Genomic DNA, 15,297 nt, shown 5'->3' on the forward strand with positions numbered 1-15,297 from the left:
GGTGGAGTGCGGGGACGGCGTGGGCTGCTGGGTGCTCATGCGTCTCAGCCTAGGCAGCGAGTGGCGTGGAATCCTGGGCCAATCCGCGACCGGTGCGGTGGGCCATTTCCGTACGCCTCCGGGGTGCGGGAACGGCCGAACAGGCGCCGTTGACGGGCAACGGGCCGCATGTCAGCGTCGGTTCGCGCGGAGCGACCGCGCGCGGTCCCGCCGGCAGGGCGGGCGGCCGGGAGGGGAACCATCATGACAAGACGCGGGTCCACGACGATCGCGGCGCTGGCGCTGGCGCTGGCGCTGTCCGGGGCGATGCTCACCGCCGGTGCGGCCGCACCGGCCCTCGCTCTCGGCAGCGGGCACACCGGCACACCGGCGGCCGCCGAGGCGTTCCGGCTCCAGGCCGATCCGACGCCCGAGGAGCAGGAGCGTCTGCGGGAGATCGCGGGGGCCATCTGGACGCCCCAGCTCGCCGCCGGCTGGAACATGAACGCCGAGGTCGCCGACGTACTCTCGCAGGCCACCGACCAGATCCTGCGGTGCTCCGAGGCGTTCGCGCTGGTGCCCCGGCCGCCGGGCTTCGTCCCCGGCCTCGGCTACCTCGTCCAGTACTGGAAGAACCTGCGGGACTACTTCCTGGTGGTGAAGGACAACCGCACCTACCGCGCCTGCGTGGTCACGACGGCCGCCAACTACCGCTCCGTCATCGAGATGGCCTCGGCGGGCATCTGAGCCGGCATCGGTGGGGCCGCCGTACGGCGGGAAGGTGCGGCGGCCCGTCAGCCGAGGGTCTTGGCCGGCTCCTCGGGGTCCGGGGTGTGGTGGCGGCCGACCGGGATCACCAGTGGGGTCCGGCTCACCGGGTCCGTCGTCACCTGGCAGCGGAGGCCGAAGACGTCCTCGACCGTTTCGGCGGTGATCACGTCGGCGGGGGCGCCCTCGGCGACGATGCCGCCCTTCTTCATCGCGATGACGTGGTCGGCGTACCGGCAGGCCTGGTTGAGGTCGTGCAGGACCATGACGATCGTGCGTCCCTCGCGCCGGTTGAGGTCGACGACGAGGTCCAGGACGTCGACCTGGTGGGCGAGGTCGAGGTAGGTGGTCGGCTCGTCGAGGAGGAGGACCGGGGTGCCCTGGGCGACGGCCATGGCGATCCAGGCGCGCTGGCGCTGACCGCCGGAGAGTTCGTCGACGGCGCGGTCGGCGAGGTCGGTGGTGCCGGTGGCGGCGAGCGCGTCGTGCACCGCCTGCTCGTCGGCCTTGGTCCACTGCCGCCACCACGTCTGGTGCGGGGAGCGGCCCCGGTTGACCAGGTCGATGACGGTGAGGCCCTCGGGGGCGACCGGCGACTGCGGGAGGATGCCGAGCTGCTGGGCCAACTCCCTGGTGGGGATGGTGTGCAGGGCCCGGCCGTCCAGGCTGACCGCCCCGTCGCGGGGGGCCAGCAGCCGGGCCAGGGCGCGCAGCAGGGTCGACTTGCCGCAGGCGTTGGCGCCGACGACGGCGGTGATCCGGCCCGGCGGCACGGCCAGGTCGAGGCCGCTGACGACGGCCCGGTCGTCGTAGCCCAGGTGCAGGCCCTCGGCCCGCAGGTCGGGTTCGGCGGTGGACATCGGTCAGCCTCCTGAGCCCGCGCGGTTGACGCGGATGAGCAGCCAGAGCAGCACCGGGGCGCCGAGCACTCCGGTGACGATCCCCACGGGCAGTTCGGTGCCGGGGATCAGTTCGCGTGCGAGGACGTCGGACGCGAGGACGACGAGGGCGCCGGTGAGTCCGGCGGCGAGCGGCGGCGGCCAGGCGGTGCGGCACAGTCGCTGGGCGATCTGCGGGGCGGCGAGCGCCACGAAGGCCACGGGTCCGGCGGCCGCGGTGGCGAAGGCGACCAGGCCGACGCCGGTGAGCAGGACGGTGAGCCGGACGGTCTGGACGCGGGTGCCGAGTCCCTTGGCCACGTCGTCGCCGAGTTGCAGCGTACGCATCAGCCGGCCGATGAGCAGGGCCGCGGGGACCAGGGCGACGAGGGCGTAGGCGAGGGGCGCGGCCTGCTGCCAGTCGCGGCCGTTGAGGTTGCCGACGAGCCAGCCGAGGGCGGCCTGCGCCTGGAAGCGGCCGCCCCGGGCGAGCAGGAAGTCGGTGGCGCTGAGGCAGACCCAGGAGACGCCGATGCCGACGAGGATGATCCGGTAGCCGGTGGTGCCTCGCCGCCAGGCGAGCCCGTAGACGATCAGGGCGCTGGTGAGGGCGCCGAGGAGGCCGAGTGCCTGGGTGCCGAGGCCGAAGTCCCAGCCGAGCACGAGGCCCGCGACGACGGCTGTTCCGGCGCCCTGGGTGAGGCCGATCATGTCGGGGCTGGCCAGCGGGTTGCGGGTCATCGTCTGGAACAGTGCGCCGGACATGCCGAACGCGATGCCCGCGAGGAGGCCCGTCATGGCGCGGGGCAGCCGCAGTTCCCGGACGACGAGCAGGGTGCCCGCGTCCCCGGATCCGGTCAGCGCGCGGGCGACGTCGGCGAGCGGGATCCCGTACTCGCCGATGGAGACGTGCCAGCACAGTGCCGCGAACACGGCGGCGGCGAGCCCGGCGCAGACGGCGAGCTGACGGGGGCGCAGGGTGCCGGAGACCGGCGGGAAGACGAGGCGGAAGGGCCGGGCGGCGGACTTCGGGAGCGGGGTGGGAGTGCCGGTGGCGCCGGCGGTCTTCTCGGGCAGGGTGTCGGTGGTCATGGTCAGATCTCCGCGAGGCGACGTCGGCGGACCAGGGCGATGAAGAACGGTCCGCCGATGAAGGCGACGATGATCCCGGCCTGCACCTCGACGGGCCGGGCGATCACCCGGCCGAGGATGTCCGCGCCGAGCAGCAGGGCGGCGGCGAGCGCGGCCGAGAGCGGCAGCAGCCGGCGGTGGTCCGGGCCGAGTCCGGCGTACTGGGCGAGGACCCGGGCGACGTGCGGGACGACGAGGCCGATGAAGACGACGGGGCCGATCACCGCGACCGCCGCGCCGGTGAGGAGGGTGACGGCGACGACGCCCTGGAGGCGGACGAGGCCGAGCCTGCGGCCGAGGGAGGCGGCGACGTCGTCGCCGAGGGCGAGGCTGTTGAGGGCGGGGGCGCTCGCCAGGGCGAGGAGGGCGCCGAGCCCGAGGAAGGGCAGGACGCGCAGCACGGTGGAGGCGTCCTGGTCGGCGAGGGATCCGGCCGACCAGAAGCGGAAGCGGTCCAGGGCGGCCGGGTCGGTGAGGACGACGGCGCTGGTCAGCGAGGACAGCACGGCGGTGACCGCGACTCCGGCGAGGGCCAGTTTCACCGGGGTCGACCCCGAACGCCCCAGCCGGCCGAGCAGATAGACGACGACGCTCGCCGCCATCGCCCCAGCGAACGCGAACCAGATGTAGCCGAGCAGCGAGCCGATCCCGGCGACCCCGGCGGCCAGCACGATGGCGAAGGCCGCCCCGGCGCTGACGCCGAGGATGCCGGGGTCGGCCAGCGGGTTGCGGGTCAGCGCCTGCATCACGCAGCCGGAGAGGCCGAGCGCCGCCCCGGCGGCCAGCCCCAGCGCCGTACGCGGAACGCGCACCGACCAGATGACGTCCTCGATCCGGGGCCCGGTCGGGCGGCCCAGGAGCGCGTCGATCACCTCGCCGGGCGGGATGTTAAGCGCGCCGAGGCCGATCGAGAACAGGCTGAGCAGGACCAGCAGGGCGCCGAGCACGGCCACGAGCAGGGCGGGTCGCCATCGGGCGGGGCGGGTCACGGGGCTGGCTCCACGGTCCGGTTCCTCACGGGCGGTCGGTCGACAGGAGGGAGGAGGTCCGTCCCGCCGGCGGCGGGACGGAGCGGGAACGGCGTCAGGACGCGGGCTGTTCGACCTTCGTGTCCGTCGTGCCGTCGACGGCCGCCGCCAGCATCGGGACCAGCCGGTCGACGGTGTACGGGAGGCTGAGCGGGCTCACGAAGGAGATGGCGCTGCCGAAGTGGCCGCTCTCCTTCACCATGACCTCGCGGCCCTCCTCGGCCACGGCGAGCTTGCCGTAGAGCGGGTCGGCGTGGAGCTTCTTCGTGTCCTTCGCCGGGTCGGTGACGATCCATACGACGGCGTCGGTGTCGAGGAGGTCGGTGCGCTCCTTGCTGATGTTCGCGCCGAACGCGTCGCCGACGACCGTGTTCAGGTCGGTGGGGAGCTGGAAGCCGAGGCCGTTGAGCAGCCGGGAGCGGTTGTCCTGCGGGCCGTAGACGTACATGCCCTCGTACGGGGTGGCCATCACGGCGCTCTTGCCCTGGAACTCGGGGTGCGCGGCGGCGGCGTCGGTGATGTGCTTCTCGGTCTTCGCGATCAGCGTCGTGGCCTCCTCGCTCTTGCCGAGGGCCTTGCCGACCTGCTCGGTCTGGTCCTGCCAGGAGATGGACCAGTCCGGGCCGTCCTCGGGCTGGGCGACGACCGGGGCGATCTTGGAGAGGGTGCGGTACTGGTCCTTGGTGAGGCCCGAGTACAGGGCGAGGATCAGGTCGGGGCGCAGGGAGGCGATCTTCTCGACCTGGGGACCGGTGCCGTCGTCGTGCAGGACGGTGGGCCGCGGCTTGTCGCCGAGGGCCTTCTCCGCCCAGGGGCCGATCGCACCCTTGAACTCGCCGAGCCACTCGGTCGTGCCGACGGGAACCTTGCCGAGGGCGAGCACGGCGTCCTGGTCGGAGAGGCCGACGGTGACGATGCGCTTCGGCTCCGCCTTGAGGGTGGTGTCGCCGTACTTGTGGTCGAGGGTGACCGGGTAGGCGCCCTTCCGCGCGCCCTCGGCGGGCGCGGCGGCGTCGTCGCCGCTCTCGCCGGACCCGCAGGCGGAGGCTCCGAACAGCAGCAGGGCGGACGCGGCCACGGCGATCAGCCGGGTGCGCTGGAACATGCGGGACATGACGGATTCCTTCGGGAGTGTGGGCGTACGCCGGGGGCGGGGACGGAAGTGCCGTGGGGTCAGGGGTGCGGTGCGGTGCGGCTGCCGGACCAGGCGCGCCACAGGGCGGCGTACGGGCCGTCCGCGTCGCGCAGTTCTTCGTGGGGGCCGCTCTCGACGACGCGGCCGGCCTCCAGCACGACGACCCGGTCGGCGGCGACGGCCTGGGTGAGGCGGTGGGCGACGATCAGGGCGGTGCGGCCGGCGAGGGCGGCCTCGGCCGAGCGTTCCAGGACCCGGGCGCCCGCGCTGCCCGCCTCGGCGGTGGCCTCGTCGAGTACGGCGAGGGCGGGGTCGGCCAGGACGAGCCGGGCGAGGGCCAGTTGCTGGGCGCGGGCGGGGTCGAGGCGGTGGCCGCCCTCGCCGACGACGGTGTCGAGCCCGTCCGGGAGCGCCTCGGCCCAGTCCAGGGCGTGCACCGTGGACAGCGCCTTGCGCAGTTCGGCGTCGGTGGCGTCGGGGCGGGCGAGTCGGAGGTCCTCGGCGAGGGTGCCGGTGAACACATGGACCTCCTGGGTGACCAGGACGACCGAGGGGTCCCCGGCGCCCGCCGGTGCGGTGACCGTGCCCGAGGTGGGCTGCTGGACGCCCGCGACGATCCGGGCGAGGGTCGACTTCCCGGCCCCGCTCGTCCCGACGAGCGCGACGTGTTCGCCGGGCCGCAGGGTGAGGGAGACCTCGTGCAGCACGGGACGGCCGGGTCCGTAGGCGTGGCTGACGGCGTCCACGGCGACGGCCGCCCCGGACGCGGTCCGCTGCTGGTGAGGTCCGGTCTCCTGGTGCGGTCGGGTCCTCGTGTGCGATCCGCTCTTCTGGTGCGGTACGCCTGGGGGTTCCGCTCCCCCGTCGAGGTCGGTTACTCCGACGAGCCGGGCCAGTCCGGCCGCCGCCGACTGGGCGTCGTCGAGCAGGACCAGGGCGGCGTTGACGGGCCCGAAGAGGCTGTGGAAGTAGAGGGCGGCGGCCGTCGCCGTGCCGATCGACACCGCGCCGTCGCCGACCAGGAAGAACCCTGCGACGAGGACGGCGGCCAGGCCGATGTACTCGGCGATGTGCAGCCGCCCGTAGAAGCCCAGCACCAGGTTGACACTGCGCATGGTCAGCTCGACCGCCTTGCGCGAGCGTCCGGCGCCGCGCTCGGTGTGCTGGTCCTCCAGCCGGTGGCCGCGTACGGTCACGGCCCCGCCGATGGTCTCCAGGAGCTGTTGCTGCTGGGCCCCGTTGGCGACCCGCTGATCGGCGTAGAGGGTGAGGGCCCGGGTCACGTACCAGCGGGCGGTGAGCAGTTGGACGGGGACGGCGAGGAGCGCGGCGAGCAGGAACCGTACGTCGAGGAGGGCCAGCGCGCCGAGGGTGAGCAGGATCGCGAGGAGGGAGCGGGCCATCTCGGGCAGCGCCGAGCGGACGGCCTCGGCGACCCGGGCGACGTCGCCGGTGACGCGGGCGGTGAGGTCTCCGGCCCCGGCGCGTTCCAGCCGGTCGGCGGGGAGGTCCAGGGCCCGTTCGACGAACTGCTCGCGCAGCCGGGCCAGTACGGTCTCGCCGAGCCGGGCGACGCGGGTCAGTCCGATCGTCGTGGTGACGCCCTGGACGGCGGCGACCGCGACGAGGAGGACGACCGGGAGGGTCAGGTCCCCGGCGGGGCGGCCGTCGGCGACGATGTCGACGATCCGGCCCAGCAGCGGCTGGACGAGGAGGCCGACGGCGGTGGCCGCGACCAGGACGCCGATGCCGGTCAGGGCGAGGCCCCGGTCGGGGCGGATCAGCGCGCGCAGGGCGGCCCGGGTGCGGGCGGGGGTGGCGATGGGGAGCAGTTCGGCGCTGTCGTCGGCCGGGCGCGAGGGAGTCGTCATGTGAGCACCGCCGTGCGGTAGACGGGATGGTCGCGTACGAGGTCCTCGTGCGGGGCCTCGGCGGTGATCGTGCCGCCGTCGACGAGGACGACGCGGTCGGTCTCGGCGAGCAGGGCGGGGCTGCTGGTGACCAGGACGGTGGTGCGGCCGGCCCGGGCGCGCCGGATGCCGGCGGCGATCCGGGCCTCGGTCGCGGCGTCGACGGCGGTGGTCGGGTCGTGGACGACGAGGACGCCCCGGCCGGCGGCGAGTGCGCGGGCCAGGGCGACGCGCTGGCGCTGGCCGCCGGAGAGCGAGCTGCCGCGCTCGCCGATCCGGCCGTCGGTGCCGCCGGACAGGGCGGAGGCCACCTCGTCGACGGCGGCGGCGTCCATCGCGGGGCGCGGGTCGGCCCCGGCGGGGGCGGCGGCGACGACGTTCTCCAGGAGGGTGCCGTCGAAGAGCTGGGCGTCGTGCTCGGCGACGAGCAGCGCGGAGCGGAGGGCGGCGGGGGCCAGTTCGGTGAGCGGTACGCCGTCGAGTTCGACGCTCCCCCGGTGCGGGTCGCAGCGGCGGGCCAGGCAGTGCAGCAGGGTCTGGGCGTCGGCCGGGTCGGTGACGACGATGCCGAGGTGTTCGCCGGGGCGGACGGTCAGGTCGAGGGCGTCGAGTCCGGCGTGGCCGAGTCCGTTCAGGCGCAGTTCGCCCGGGGCGGGAGCGGCCGGTTCGGCGGTGCCGCCGGTGGTCTCGCCCGGCGCGGCCAGCACGTCGGCGATCCGGGCGGCGGAGGCGCGGCCCTTGGCCAGCTCGGCGCCGACCCAGGCCAGCATGCCGATCGGGCCGGGGAGGAAGAGGGCGAGGCCGACCGCGGAGACGAGGGCCCCGAGGCCGATGGAGCCGCTGAGGACCAGGCGGCCGCCGACGAGGGCGACGAGCGCGATGAAGGAGCCGGTCAGCGTGAGCATCAGGCCGGTCTGGAGGGCGGCGGCGCGGGCGGCGCGCACATTGGCCTCGCGGGATGCCTGGCTGGTGGCCCGGTAGCGGTCGACGGCGGCGCGCTCGGCCCGCAGCCCCTTGAGCACCCGGACCCCGGCGACCAGGTCGGCCGCCACCCCGGAGGCGTGCGCGGCCTGTTCCTGTTCGGCTTCGCTGCGGTGCTCCAGGGGCCGGGCCAGGAAGTGGCCGAGCGCCATCAGGACGGGGGCGCCGATCAGGACGAGGAGCCCGAGGGGCAGGGAGGCGCGGAGCAGGAGCACCGCGCCCGCGACGACGCCGACGACGGCGGCGATGCCGAGGGTCAGGGCCATGTTGACGGCTCCCACCCGGCGGGCGTCCTCGGTGGCCACGTTCACCAGCGCGCCGGGCGGACGGCCCGCCTCCGCCCCGCCGTGCGGGGCGAGGACCCGGCGCAGGACGTCGAGGCGCAGGTGGTGGGCGGCCTGCTCGGCGGCGCGTTCACCGGCGCGGGCGCCGAAGCGGAAGCCGAAGGAGAGCAGGGTGTAGACGACGGCGAGGACCACCAGCCAGAGCGCCAGCGCACCGCCGTCGGGTCGGACCACGGCACGGTCGACGATCAGCCCGATGAGTACGGGGACGAGCGCCTCGCCGGTCTGGTGGCAGGCGCCCAGGAGCGATCCGACGGCGACGTCCCGCCGCTGCCCCGCGACGGCTCGGCGTATGACGCCGCGCCCGGCGGTATCAGCCCCCACTTCATCTGCTCCTCAGCGTGTCACGGCAGCGGCAGCGACGGCGGCGACTTCTGGCCACCCGCCTCCAGCCAAACGAAGGCAAGGCTAACCTGCGCCCGTCGGGGCCGGGACCCCCGGCCCCCGCGCCGCGGGATCACAGCGCGGCACGCGGACCGCCCGGCCCCACCGCGGGTACGTCTTCCACGGCCTGTTCCCGTCCTGAGCCCGTCAGCAGTTGGCCGACCCGGGCCACGAGGACGCGACGGGGATGAGCCGCCGGGGCCTCTCCCGGGTCGTCGCGGCCGCCCACACCCTCCTGTCGGCAGCTTCGGAGGCCGGGCGACGAGCGGGCCAGGGGGCGGGCGTTCACCGCGCTCGGCGGCCTCGCGCGCGGCACCGCGTGGCACGCGGCCCTGGCCCGCGTCCGCAGGGACGCCGTCGCCGCCCGCCACTACGGGAGTGCCGCCGCCTCGCTGCTCGGGCGGAGCGAGGGCACGTGACGCCGCCGCGCCCCGGCGTGGCCGGTCCTCCCGGTACGGCTCAGGTCTCGGCGAGGGGGCCGGCGAAGGGGTCGACGAGGGAGTCGTCGTCGAACGGGGTCGCCTGGTGGAAGTAGAGCCGCCAGCCCCGCTGGGTCAGCCGCCACAGGGAGCTGCGGTGCGAGCGGACCCCCTTGGACTCGGTGTCGAAGGTGAGGTGCACCAGGTCGGCGCAGAGTTGCGAACCCCGCATCCGGGAGGCGGTGAGCGGGCCGGGGCGCGGGGCGCTGTCCGCGGTGAGCGAGGCGATGATCGTCTCCCGGGTCCAGAGCCGGCCGCTGGTGCCGATCTCCCGGAACTCCGGGTGCAGCAGCGAGGCGAGGAGCTCGGCGGAGGCCCGCACCAACGGGTCCAGCAGCCGCAGCTCGCCCTCGATGGCGGCGGCCACGGCGGGCGTCGGCTCAGCCACGGGTCAGCTCCACGAGTTTCGCCACGGTGTTCCAGTTGCGGCTGGTGGCGGTGAGGCCCTTGATGTGGCGGGGGCGTCCCAGCGCGACCGCCAGCTTGGAGCGGCCGAGCCCGTCGGGGGCGTACAGGTACAGGCAGCGGTCGCCGAGCCGGAACTCCTCCGGCAGGAAGTCCCCGGCTTCGAGGCCCGCGAAGCGGTCCGCGTCGACGGGCCGGTCGAAGAAGGTGACGTGGAGTTGCCTGCCCTCCAGCTCGGCTGCGGGGAACGGGCAGGCTTCGGCGACGGCGGCGAGATAGCCGGCGTCGCGGACGAGGCAGTCGACGGCGAACCCGAACCGCTGGTGCAGGGCCCGCTCCAGGGCGGCGGCCAGCGCGTCCTCGTCGTCGCTCCCGCTCCGGAAGACGGCGTTGCCGCTCTGCAGATGGGTGGCGATGCCGGTGTGCCCCAGTTCGGTGAGCACGGTGCGCAGTTCGGGCATGGGGACCCTCTTGCTGCCGCTCACGTTGATCCCCCGCAGCAGCGCCGCGTACGTCGTCGTCATGGCCACTCACCCTAGGCCCTGACGCGCGGATCGGGCCGGATTCGGGGCGGGCACGACGGGTCTCCCCGGGAAACGGCGCAGCCGCCGCGCCCCGTGGGGGAGAGCGCGGCGGCTGCTGTGCGCGGGGGCCGGGCGGCGGGGGTGTGACCACCGCCGCCCGGCGTCCGGTCGGAACCGAGGTACTACTCGACGACCTTGAGGAGCTTGTTGGCCGTGCCCTCGGTGGCGTTGCTGATGGCGTCCGGGGTGGCTCCCTCGGTGAGCGCCGTGGCGACGGCCTCCGGGGTCGCGTCCTGGTTGCCCGCCAGGTAGACGGCGGCCGCGCCGACGACGTGCGGGGTGGCCATGGACGTACCGGAGATGGTGTTGGTGCCGGTGTCGCTGTCGTTCCAGGTGGACGTGATGTCCGAGCCCGGGGCGTAGATGTCGACGACCGGGCCGTAGTTGGAGAAGTCCGACTGCTCGTCGGCCTCCGTGGACGAGGCGACGGTGATCGCCTCGGGGACGCGGGAGGGCGAGCCCTGCCCGGCGTCGCTGGACTCGTTGCCGGCGGCCACACCGAAGGTGATGCCCGCGGCGATGGCCTTCTGGACGGCCTCGTCGAGGGCGGGGTCGGCGCCGCCGCCGAGGCTCATGTTGGCGACGGACGGGCCCTTGGCGTTGGCGGCGACCCAGTCGATCCCGGCGATGACCTGCTCGGTGGTGCCCGAGCCGTTGTCGTCCAGGACGCGGACGCCCACGATGTTCGCCTTCTTGGCGACGCCGTGCGCGGCCCCGGCTATGGTGCCCGCCACGTGGGTGCCGTGCCCGTTGCCGTCGTCGGCGTCGTCGTCGTTGTCGACGGCGTCGAAGCCGGAGGTGGCGCGGCCCTCGAAGTCCTCGTGGGTGACGCGGACACCGGTGTCGATGACGTACGCGGTGACGCCCTCGCCGCCGGCGTCCGGGTAGGTGTAGGCGTTGTCGCCGGCGGTCTCGGTCTGGTCGATCCGGTCCAGACCCCACGACGGCGGGTTGTCCTGGGTGGCGTCGATGCTGAACTTCTTGTTCTGCACCACCTTCGCGACGGCCGGGTCGGCGGCGAGGCGCTTGGCCTCCGTCTCCGAAAGGCCGCTGGCGGAGAAGCCGTTGATGCTGGAGGAGTAGTTGCGCTTGAGCTTGCCGCCGTACTCCTTCGCGAGCTCGGACTTGTCGGCCTTCTTCTCGTCCAGCATCACGATGTAACTGCCGGAGACCGCGGTCGCGGCGTCCGCGCCGTAGACCGTGCCCATGGGAGCCGGTGCGGCTCCGGCGAACGAGGTGCCGAGAAGGGTGACTCCGGCGGCGGCCGCCACGGCGGTGATCGCGGCGGTCAGCTTGGTGCGACGGGTGCGCTGGTGCTTGGCCATGAAGAGGGGTCTCCTCGTCAAACTCTGTGGGGGGATTGGCCCTCGGCCGGAAGATCTCCGGGGGCTGGCTCGAAACCCTGACCGATTGACGAGCACAGATCAAGGCCTCCATGAGGGTGTGACTTGCTCAACAAGGTTTCGTAATAAGAAATCGGCCATGGCTGGTCACAGCGTCCGTGGAGCGCCGACCGAGGTCCGGCCCGCCCGGATCGACCGGTCGGGGACTGCCCAGCGGAAGCGCACCGCCTCGCATATCGCCTGCTCAGAGCCGTCCTTGAAGCGCCGGCCCCCGATCGTCCGGCAGCCGCCGGGGCGCCGCCGGGGCCTGTGGGGCGGGAGTGACCGGACGTGAAGACACGTGAAGGTCCGTGAAGGTGTGCGCGTCAGGGGTGAACACCCGGCCCCTGGTGTGAAATCGCGAGGGCGTGCGTGCAGATGCGTCGACCGGACCCGACGCGACAGAGGCTTCACAGAGCCGAAACACGGACGTCCCGCCCCGGAGAACCGCTGGTCACGGCGGACGGGGCGGGACGGAGAACGTCCGGATAGCGCTCAGGGGATTCCGCTCAGCGCGACAGCTCGGCCTCGATGAGGTCGGCGGCCCGCCGGGTGCCGCCCTCCCGCGCCATCTGCTCGCTCAGCCGCCCGCAGCGGGCGGCCACTTCGGGGTCGTCCACCAGAGCGAGCACGGCCTCGCGCAGGCTCGCGGCGTCGGCCTCCTCCATCGGGAGGTGCCGGGCCACGCCCAGCGATTGGAGCATGTCCGCGTTGCCGAACTGGTCGACGGCCTGGGGGACGGCGACCATCGGGGTGCCGGTGGCGAGCCCCTCCTGGCTGCCGCCCGCACCGGCGTGGGTGATGAAGGCGTCGGCCTGCTTGAGGACGGCCAGCTGCGGCACCCAGGTGCGCACCTCCACATGGCCCGGTACGTCTCCGAGTTCGGCGGGGTCGACGTGCGCGCCGATCTGGAGCACCACGTGCCAGCCGGGCAGGCCGCGCGAGGCCTCGACGCACTCCCGGTAGAACGCGGGCTGCTTGGTGAAGGAGGAGCCGAGCGACACCAGGAGCACCTTCTCCGCCCCGGCCGGCCTGGCCCACTCCCCCTGGTCCGCGCGGTCGCCCTGACAGGCGCCGACGAAGGTGTACATCTCGCGGTCGACCCGGTCCGCGTTCGGCTGGAGCGCCTCGGGGATCAGCACGATGCCGAAGCGCGGGCGGGCCACGAAGTCGTCGCTGGGGACATGGCCGAGGCCGTTCTCGGCGAGCCAGTCGTCGAAGCGCGCGTAGTACGCCCTGCCGCGCTCGGTCTGCTTCAGCTCGGCGGTCATCGGGTCGCCGACCTCCTGCTCGTACCCGTCCCAGGGCACCAGGTTGGGCCAGAGGGAGACGGCGGGGACACCCCAGCGGTGGGCGAGGACCCGGGCGGGATAGGAGGTGATGTCATGCAGGACGAGGTCGGGCTCGTCGCCCGCGAAGGCCTCGGCGAGCTGCGGGAGCGCCTGGAGCGCGTCGTCGAGGAAGGGTTCGATGTTGTCGATCAGCTCGGTGCCCCAGGCGTCGGGGTCGTCGTCGGTCGGCAGGGTCGAGGTGTAGATCACCGGCCGGGCGCCGGTGGCGGCGACCTTCTCGGCGAAGGAGGCCGGGATGGCGTAGCTGACGCGGTGTCCACGGTCGACGAGCTCGCGGATGACGTCGAGGCTCGGGTTCACATGTCCGTGGGCGGCGATGGAGAACATGGCGATGTGGGCACGCGGGGATTCCGTCATGCCGCACACCGTAGACGAGACGAGACGTCTCGTGCAACCTGTTTCCCCGTCGGGATCAGCGCTGGTAGCGGGCCAGCACCCGGTTCCCGTCGTCCACCAGCCGTTTCCGCAGCTCGTCGGTGTCGATCGCGCCGCTGTAGTACTCCTGGAGGGCGGGGGTCGCCACCTTGTCCTTCCACTCGGGGTAGCCGCGCACCGACTGGGCGGGCGCCGGGCGGAGCCCCCGCGCGAGCGCGGTGCCGACGGCCCAGCCGTGCTCGCTCCCGCGCAGCGACGGGTCGGCCAGGGCCTCCGTACCGGTGGGCAGCATCCAGTCGCCCCGCGCGAGGCGCACCATGTTCGGGGGCCGCAGCAGGAAGTCGATGAACGCGACGGCCTCCCTCTTGTGCGGGCTCTCCTCGGCGACCGACAGCGTCTGCGGGCTCACACCCTGGACCGTGCCGCCCGCGCCCGCGGGCATCGGCAGGACCGTCCAGTCGAACCCCTTCGGGGCCTGCTGGATGATCTGCTGGCGGTAGGAGAAGCCGAGCGGGAGCATCGCGTACTTGCCGCCGAAGAACCCGGGGAGCGCGTCCGACCCGCCCATCCCCAGCGCGCCGCGGGCCGCGCTGCCGTCGGTGTTGACCTGGTCGCGAATGGTGCCGGCCACCACGCCGTCGCCCTGCTCGAAGCGCAGGACCGCCTTGCCGTCGTCGTCGCGGTGGAAGAGCTGTCCGCCGCCGGACAGGCCCAGGTTGAGGGTGACGGAGACCGGCTCCTTCAGCGGCCAGGCGATCCCGTACCGCCCCTTGCCCGTCAGTTGGCCGGTGACCTTCCGGAACTCCTCCCAGCTCCAGGGGTGCTCCGGGGTCGGGAGGCGTGCGCCCGAGGCCGTCAGCAGCTTCGTGTTGGCGATCAGGACCCGGGGCTCCTGGAGGAAGGGCACCCCGTGGACACCCTCGCCGAACGTGGTGGTGCGCCAGGACTGTTCGGGGATGTCGGCCTTGAGCCGGTCGGGCAGGAAGGGGCGCAGGTCGGCGAGGTAGCCCCCGTACGCGAAGTCGGCCAGGTCGTCGGAGGCGTCGTGGATGACGTCCGGGGCCTCGCCGCCCTCGAAGGAGGTGAGCAGCTGGTCGTGGACGCTGTCCCAGCTGCCCTGGACGTAGTCGACCTGGACGTCGGGGTGGGCCGCGTTCCACTCCTTCACCAACTGCTTGTTGGCGTCGACGGACTCCTTCTGCCAGGCCAGCGACTGGAACCGGAGGCGTATCGTCCCGTCCGCGTCCCGCCCGTCGTCGCCGTCGCCCGAGCAGCCGGTGAGCAGCAGGGCCAGTACGGCGACGGCGGCCGCCGCCCGCCGGGCCGCGGCGCGCATCAGCTCTTCACCGCCCCGGCCGTCATCCCGCCGGTGATCCGCCGCTGGATGAGGGCGAAGAGGACGAGGGAGGGGAGCGTGGCGAGGAAGGCGGCCGCGGCGAGCGGGCCGAGGTCGGCCACGCCCTCCGCGCCGAGGAAGTGGGTGAGGACGACCGGCAAGGTCTGCTTCTCCGGGGTCTTGAGCAGGACGAGCGCGAAGAAGAACTCGTTCCATGCGGTGATGAACGCGAACAGCGCGGTGGCGACGATCCCGGGGGCGAGCAGCGGGGCCACGACCGAGACGAGCGTCCGCACCCGGCCCGCCCCGTCGACGGCGGCGGCCTCCTCCAGCTCGGTCGGCACGGCCCGTACGTATCCGGCGAGCATCCACAGCGCGAAGGGCAGCGACCAGACGACGTAGACCATGATCAGCCCCCACAGGGTGTTGATCAGGTGCAGGTTCTTCAGGATCAGGAAGAGCGGGATGATCACCAGGACGAACGGGAACGCCTGGCTGACGACCACCCAGCCGGTCGCGGCGGTGGCGAGTCGGCCCCGGTGGCGGGCCATCACATAGGCCATCGGGGTGGCGATCACTACGGCGATCACGGCCGCGCCGACGGCGGCGACCAGGGAGTTGGCCGCGGCCTGGAGCAGCGGCTGCTCGTCGAAGGCCTGCCGGAAGTTGTCCAGGGTGGGCTGCTCGGGGATCCAGGTGGGGTGGAGCGAGCCCAGTTCGCGGGCGGGCTTGAACGCGGTCGAGATCAGCCACACGAACGGGAACGCGAGGAAGACCAGGTACGCCAGGAGCGCGAGGTACTGAGCGGCCCGCGCGGGCCTGCTGGTGCGCAGCCCCGTCGACTCC

At 73.7% G+C, this 15,297-nt stretch carries 12 protein-coding genes and 1 pseudogene; 1 reads left to right on the forward strand and 12 read right to left on the reverse strand.

All coding sequences use genetic code 11. From position 1 onward, the window contains the following. The first annotated feature begins 243 nt into the window (after nt 1–243). Nucleotides 244–726, forward strand: a complete 483-nt coding sequence (locus HET64_RS25825; RefSeq protein ID WP_215109490.1) for a hypothetical protein — start codon at nt 244–246, stop codon at nt 724–726. Between the two features lie 47 nt (nt 727–773). Here HET64_RS25825 and HET64_RS25830 read toward each other — a convergent pair whose 3' ends face one another. From HET64_RS25830 to HET64_RS25885, 12 genes and pseudogenes are all read right to left on the reverse strand, one after another. Beyond that, entirely contained in the window at nt 774–1,607 is an 834-nt protein-coding gene (locus tag HET64_RS25830; RefSeq protein ID WP_215109492.1) for an ABC transporter ATP-binding protein, read from the reverse strand. 3 nt (nt 1,608–1,610) lie between these two features. After that, a complete protein-coding gene (locus tag HET64_RS25835) occupies nt 1,611–2,717 on the reverse strand; it encodes an iron chelate uptake ABC transporter family permease subunit (protein WP_215109494.1) in 1,107 nt (368 codons plus the stop codon). Nucleotides 2,718–2,719: 2 nt separating this feature from the next. Further along, the gene (locus HET64_RS25840) at nt 2,720–3,745 is read right to left on the reverse strand and encodes an iron ABC transporter permease (RefSeq protein WP_215109496.1); all 1,026 of its coding nucleotides are present in this window, start codon (nt 3,743–3,745) and stop codon (nt 2,720–2,722) included. 94 nt (nt 3,746–3,839) lie between these two features. Beyond that, nucleotides 3,840–4,898 carry an iron-siderophore ABC transporter substrate-binding protein gene (locus HET64_RS25845; protein ID WP_215109498.1) on the reverse strand — a complete coding sequence of 353 codons (1,059 nt, stop codon included), beginning with the start codon at nt 4,896–4,898 and terminating at the stop codon, nt 3,840–3,842. A 59-nt stretch (nt 4,899–4,957) separates the two neighbouring features. Next, nucleotides 4,958–6,790 (reverse strand): ABC transporter ATP-binding protein, encoded by a 1,833-nt coding sequence (locus tag HET64_RS25850; RefSeq protein ID WP_215109499.1) that lies wholly within the window; start codon nt 6,788–6,790, stop codon nt 4,958–4,960. Next, the gene (locus HET64_RS25855) at nt 6,787–8,478 is read right to left on the reverse strand and encodes an ABC transporter ATP-binding protein (protein ID WP_215109500.1); all 1,692 of its coding nucleotides are present in this window, start codon (nt 8,476–8,478) and stop codon (nt 6,787–6,789) included. The genes HET64_RS25850 and HET64_RS25855 overlap by 4 nt, the downstream gene beginning before the upstream one ends. A 519-nt stretch (nt 8,479–8,997) precedes the next feature. After that, a complete protein-coding gene (locus HET64_RS25860) occupies nt 8,998–9,405 on the reverse strand; it encodes a DUF4440 domain-containing protein (RefSeq protein ID WP_215109501.1) in 408 nt (135 codons plus the stop codon). Next, a complete protein-coding gene (locus tag HET64_RS25865; protein WP_215109502.1) occupies nt 9,398–9,946 on the reverse strand; it encodes a DUF1697 domain-containing protein in 549 nt (182 codons plus the stop codon). The genes HET64_RS25860 and HET64_RS25865 overlap by 8 nt, the downstream gene beginning before the upstream one ends. Nucleotides 9,947–10,128: 182 nt before the next feature. Continuing rightward, on the reverse strand, nt 10,129–11,331 hold the full coding sequence (locus tag HET64_RS25870) for a S8 family peptidase (protein ID WP_215109503.1): 1,203 nt from the start codon (nt 11,329–11,331) through the stop codon (nt 10,129–10,131). A 566-nt stretch (nt 11,332–11,897) separates the two neighbouring features. Beyond that, nucleotides 11,898–13,134: pseudogene (mgt, locus tag HET64_RS25875) on the reverse strand (macrolide-inactivating glycosyltransferase). Nucleotides 13,135–13,152: 18 nt separating this feature from the next. Next, complete coding sequence (locus tag HET64_RS25880) at nt 13,153–14,451, reverse strand: ABC transporter substrate-binding protein (protein ID WP_215109505.1); 1,299 nt, start codon at nt 14,449–14,451, stop codon at nt 13,153–13,155. Next, nucleotides 14,451–15,284 (reverse strand): carbohydrate ABC transporter permease, encoded by an 834-nt coding sequence (locus HET64_RS25885; RefSeq protein WP_215109507.1) that lies wholly within the window; start codon nt 15,282–15,284, stop codon nt 14,451–14,453. The genes HET64_RS25880 and HET64_RS25885 overlap by 1 nt, the downstream gene beginning before the upstream one ends. Between the last annotated feature and the right edge of the window lie 13 nt (nt 15,285–15,297).

The sequence above is a fragment of the Streptomyces sp. McG3 genome, assembly GCF_018619185.1.
In the GTDB taxonomy this organism is placed as follows: domain Bacteria; phylum Actinomycetota; class Actinomycetes; order Streptomycetales; family Streptomycetaceae; genus Streptomyces.

Excerpts from the sequence above, each read along its gene's own strand:
- HET64_RS25825 (WP_215109490.1), top strand. The coding sequence starts at position 244 with ATGACAAGACGCGGGTCCACGACGATCGCGGCGCTGGCGCTGGCGCTG.
- HET64_RS25830 (WP_215109492.1), bottom strand. The coding sequence starts at position 1,607 with ATGTCCACCGCCGAACCCGACCTGCGGGCCGAGGGCCTGCACCTGGGC.
- HET64_RS25835 (WP_215109494.1), bottom strand. The coding sequence starts at position 2,717 with ATGACCACCGACACCCTGCCCGAGAAGACCGCCGGCGCCACCGGCACT.
- HET64_RS25845 (WP_215109498.1), bottom strand. The coding sequence starts at position 4,898 with ATGTCCCGCATGTTCCAGCGCACCCGGCTGATCGCCGTGGCCGCGTCC.
- HET64_RS25850 (WP_215109499.1), bottom strand. The coding sequence starts at position 6,790 with ATGACGACTCCCTCGCGCCCGGCCGACGACAGCGCCGAACTGCTCCCC.
- HET64_RS25865 (WP_215109502.1), bottom strand. The coding sequence starts at position 9,946 with ATGACGACGACGTACGCGGCGCTGCTGCGGGGGATCAACGTGAGCGGC.
- HET64_RS25870 (WP_215109503.1), bottom strand. The coding sequence starts at position 11,331 with ATGGCCAAGCACCAGCGCACCCGTCGCACCAAGCTGACCGCCGCGATC.
- HET64_RS25880 (WP_215109505.1), bottom strand. The coding sequence starts at position 14,451 with ATGCGCGCCGCGGCCCGGCGGGCGGCGGCCGCCGTCGCCGTACTGGCC.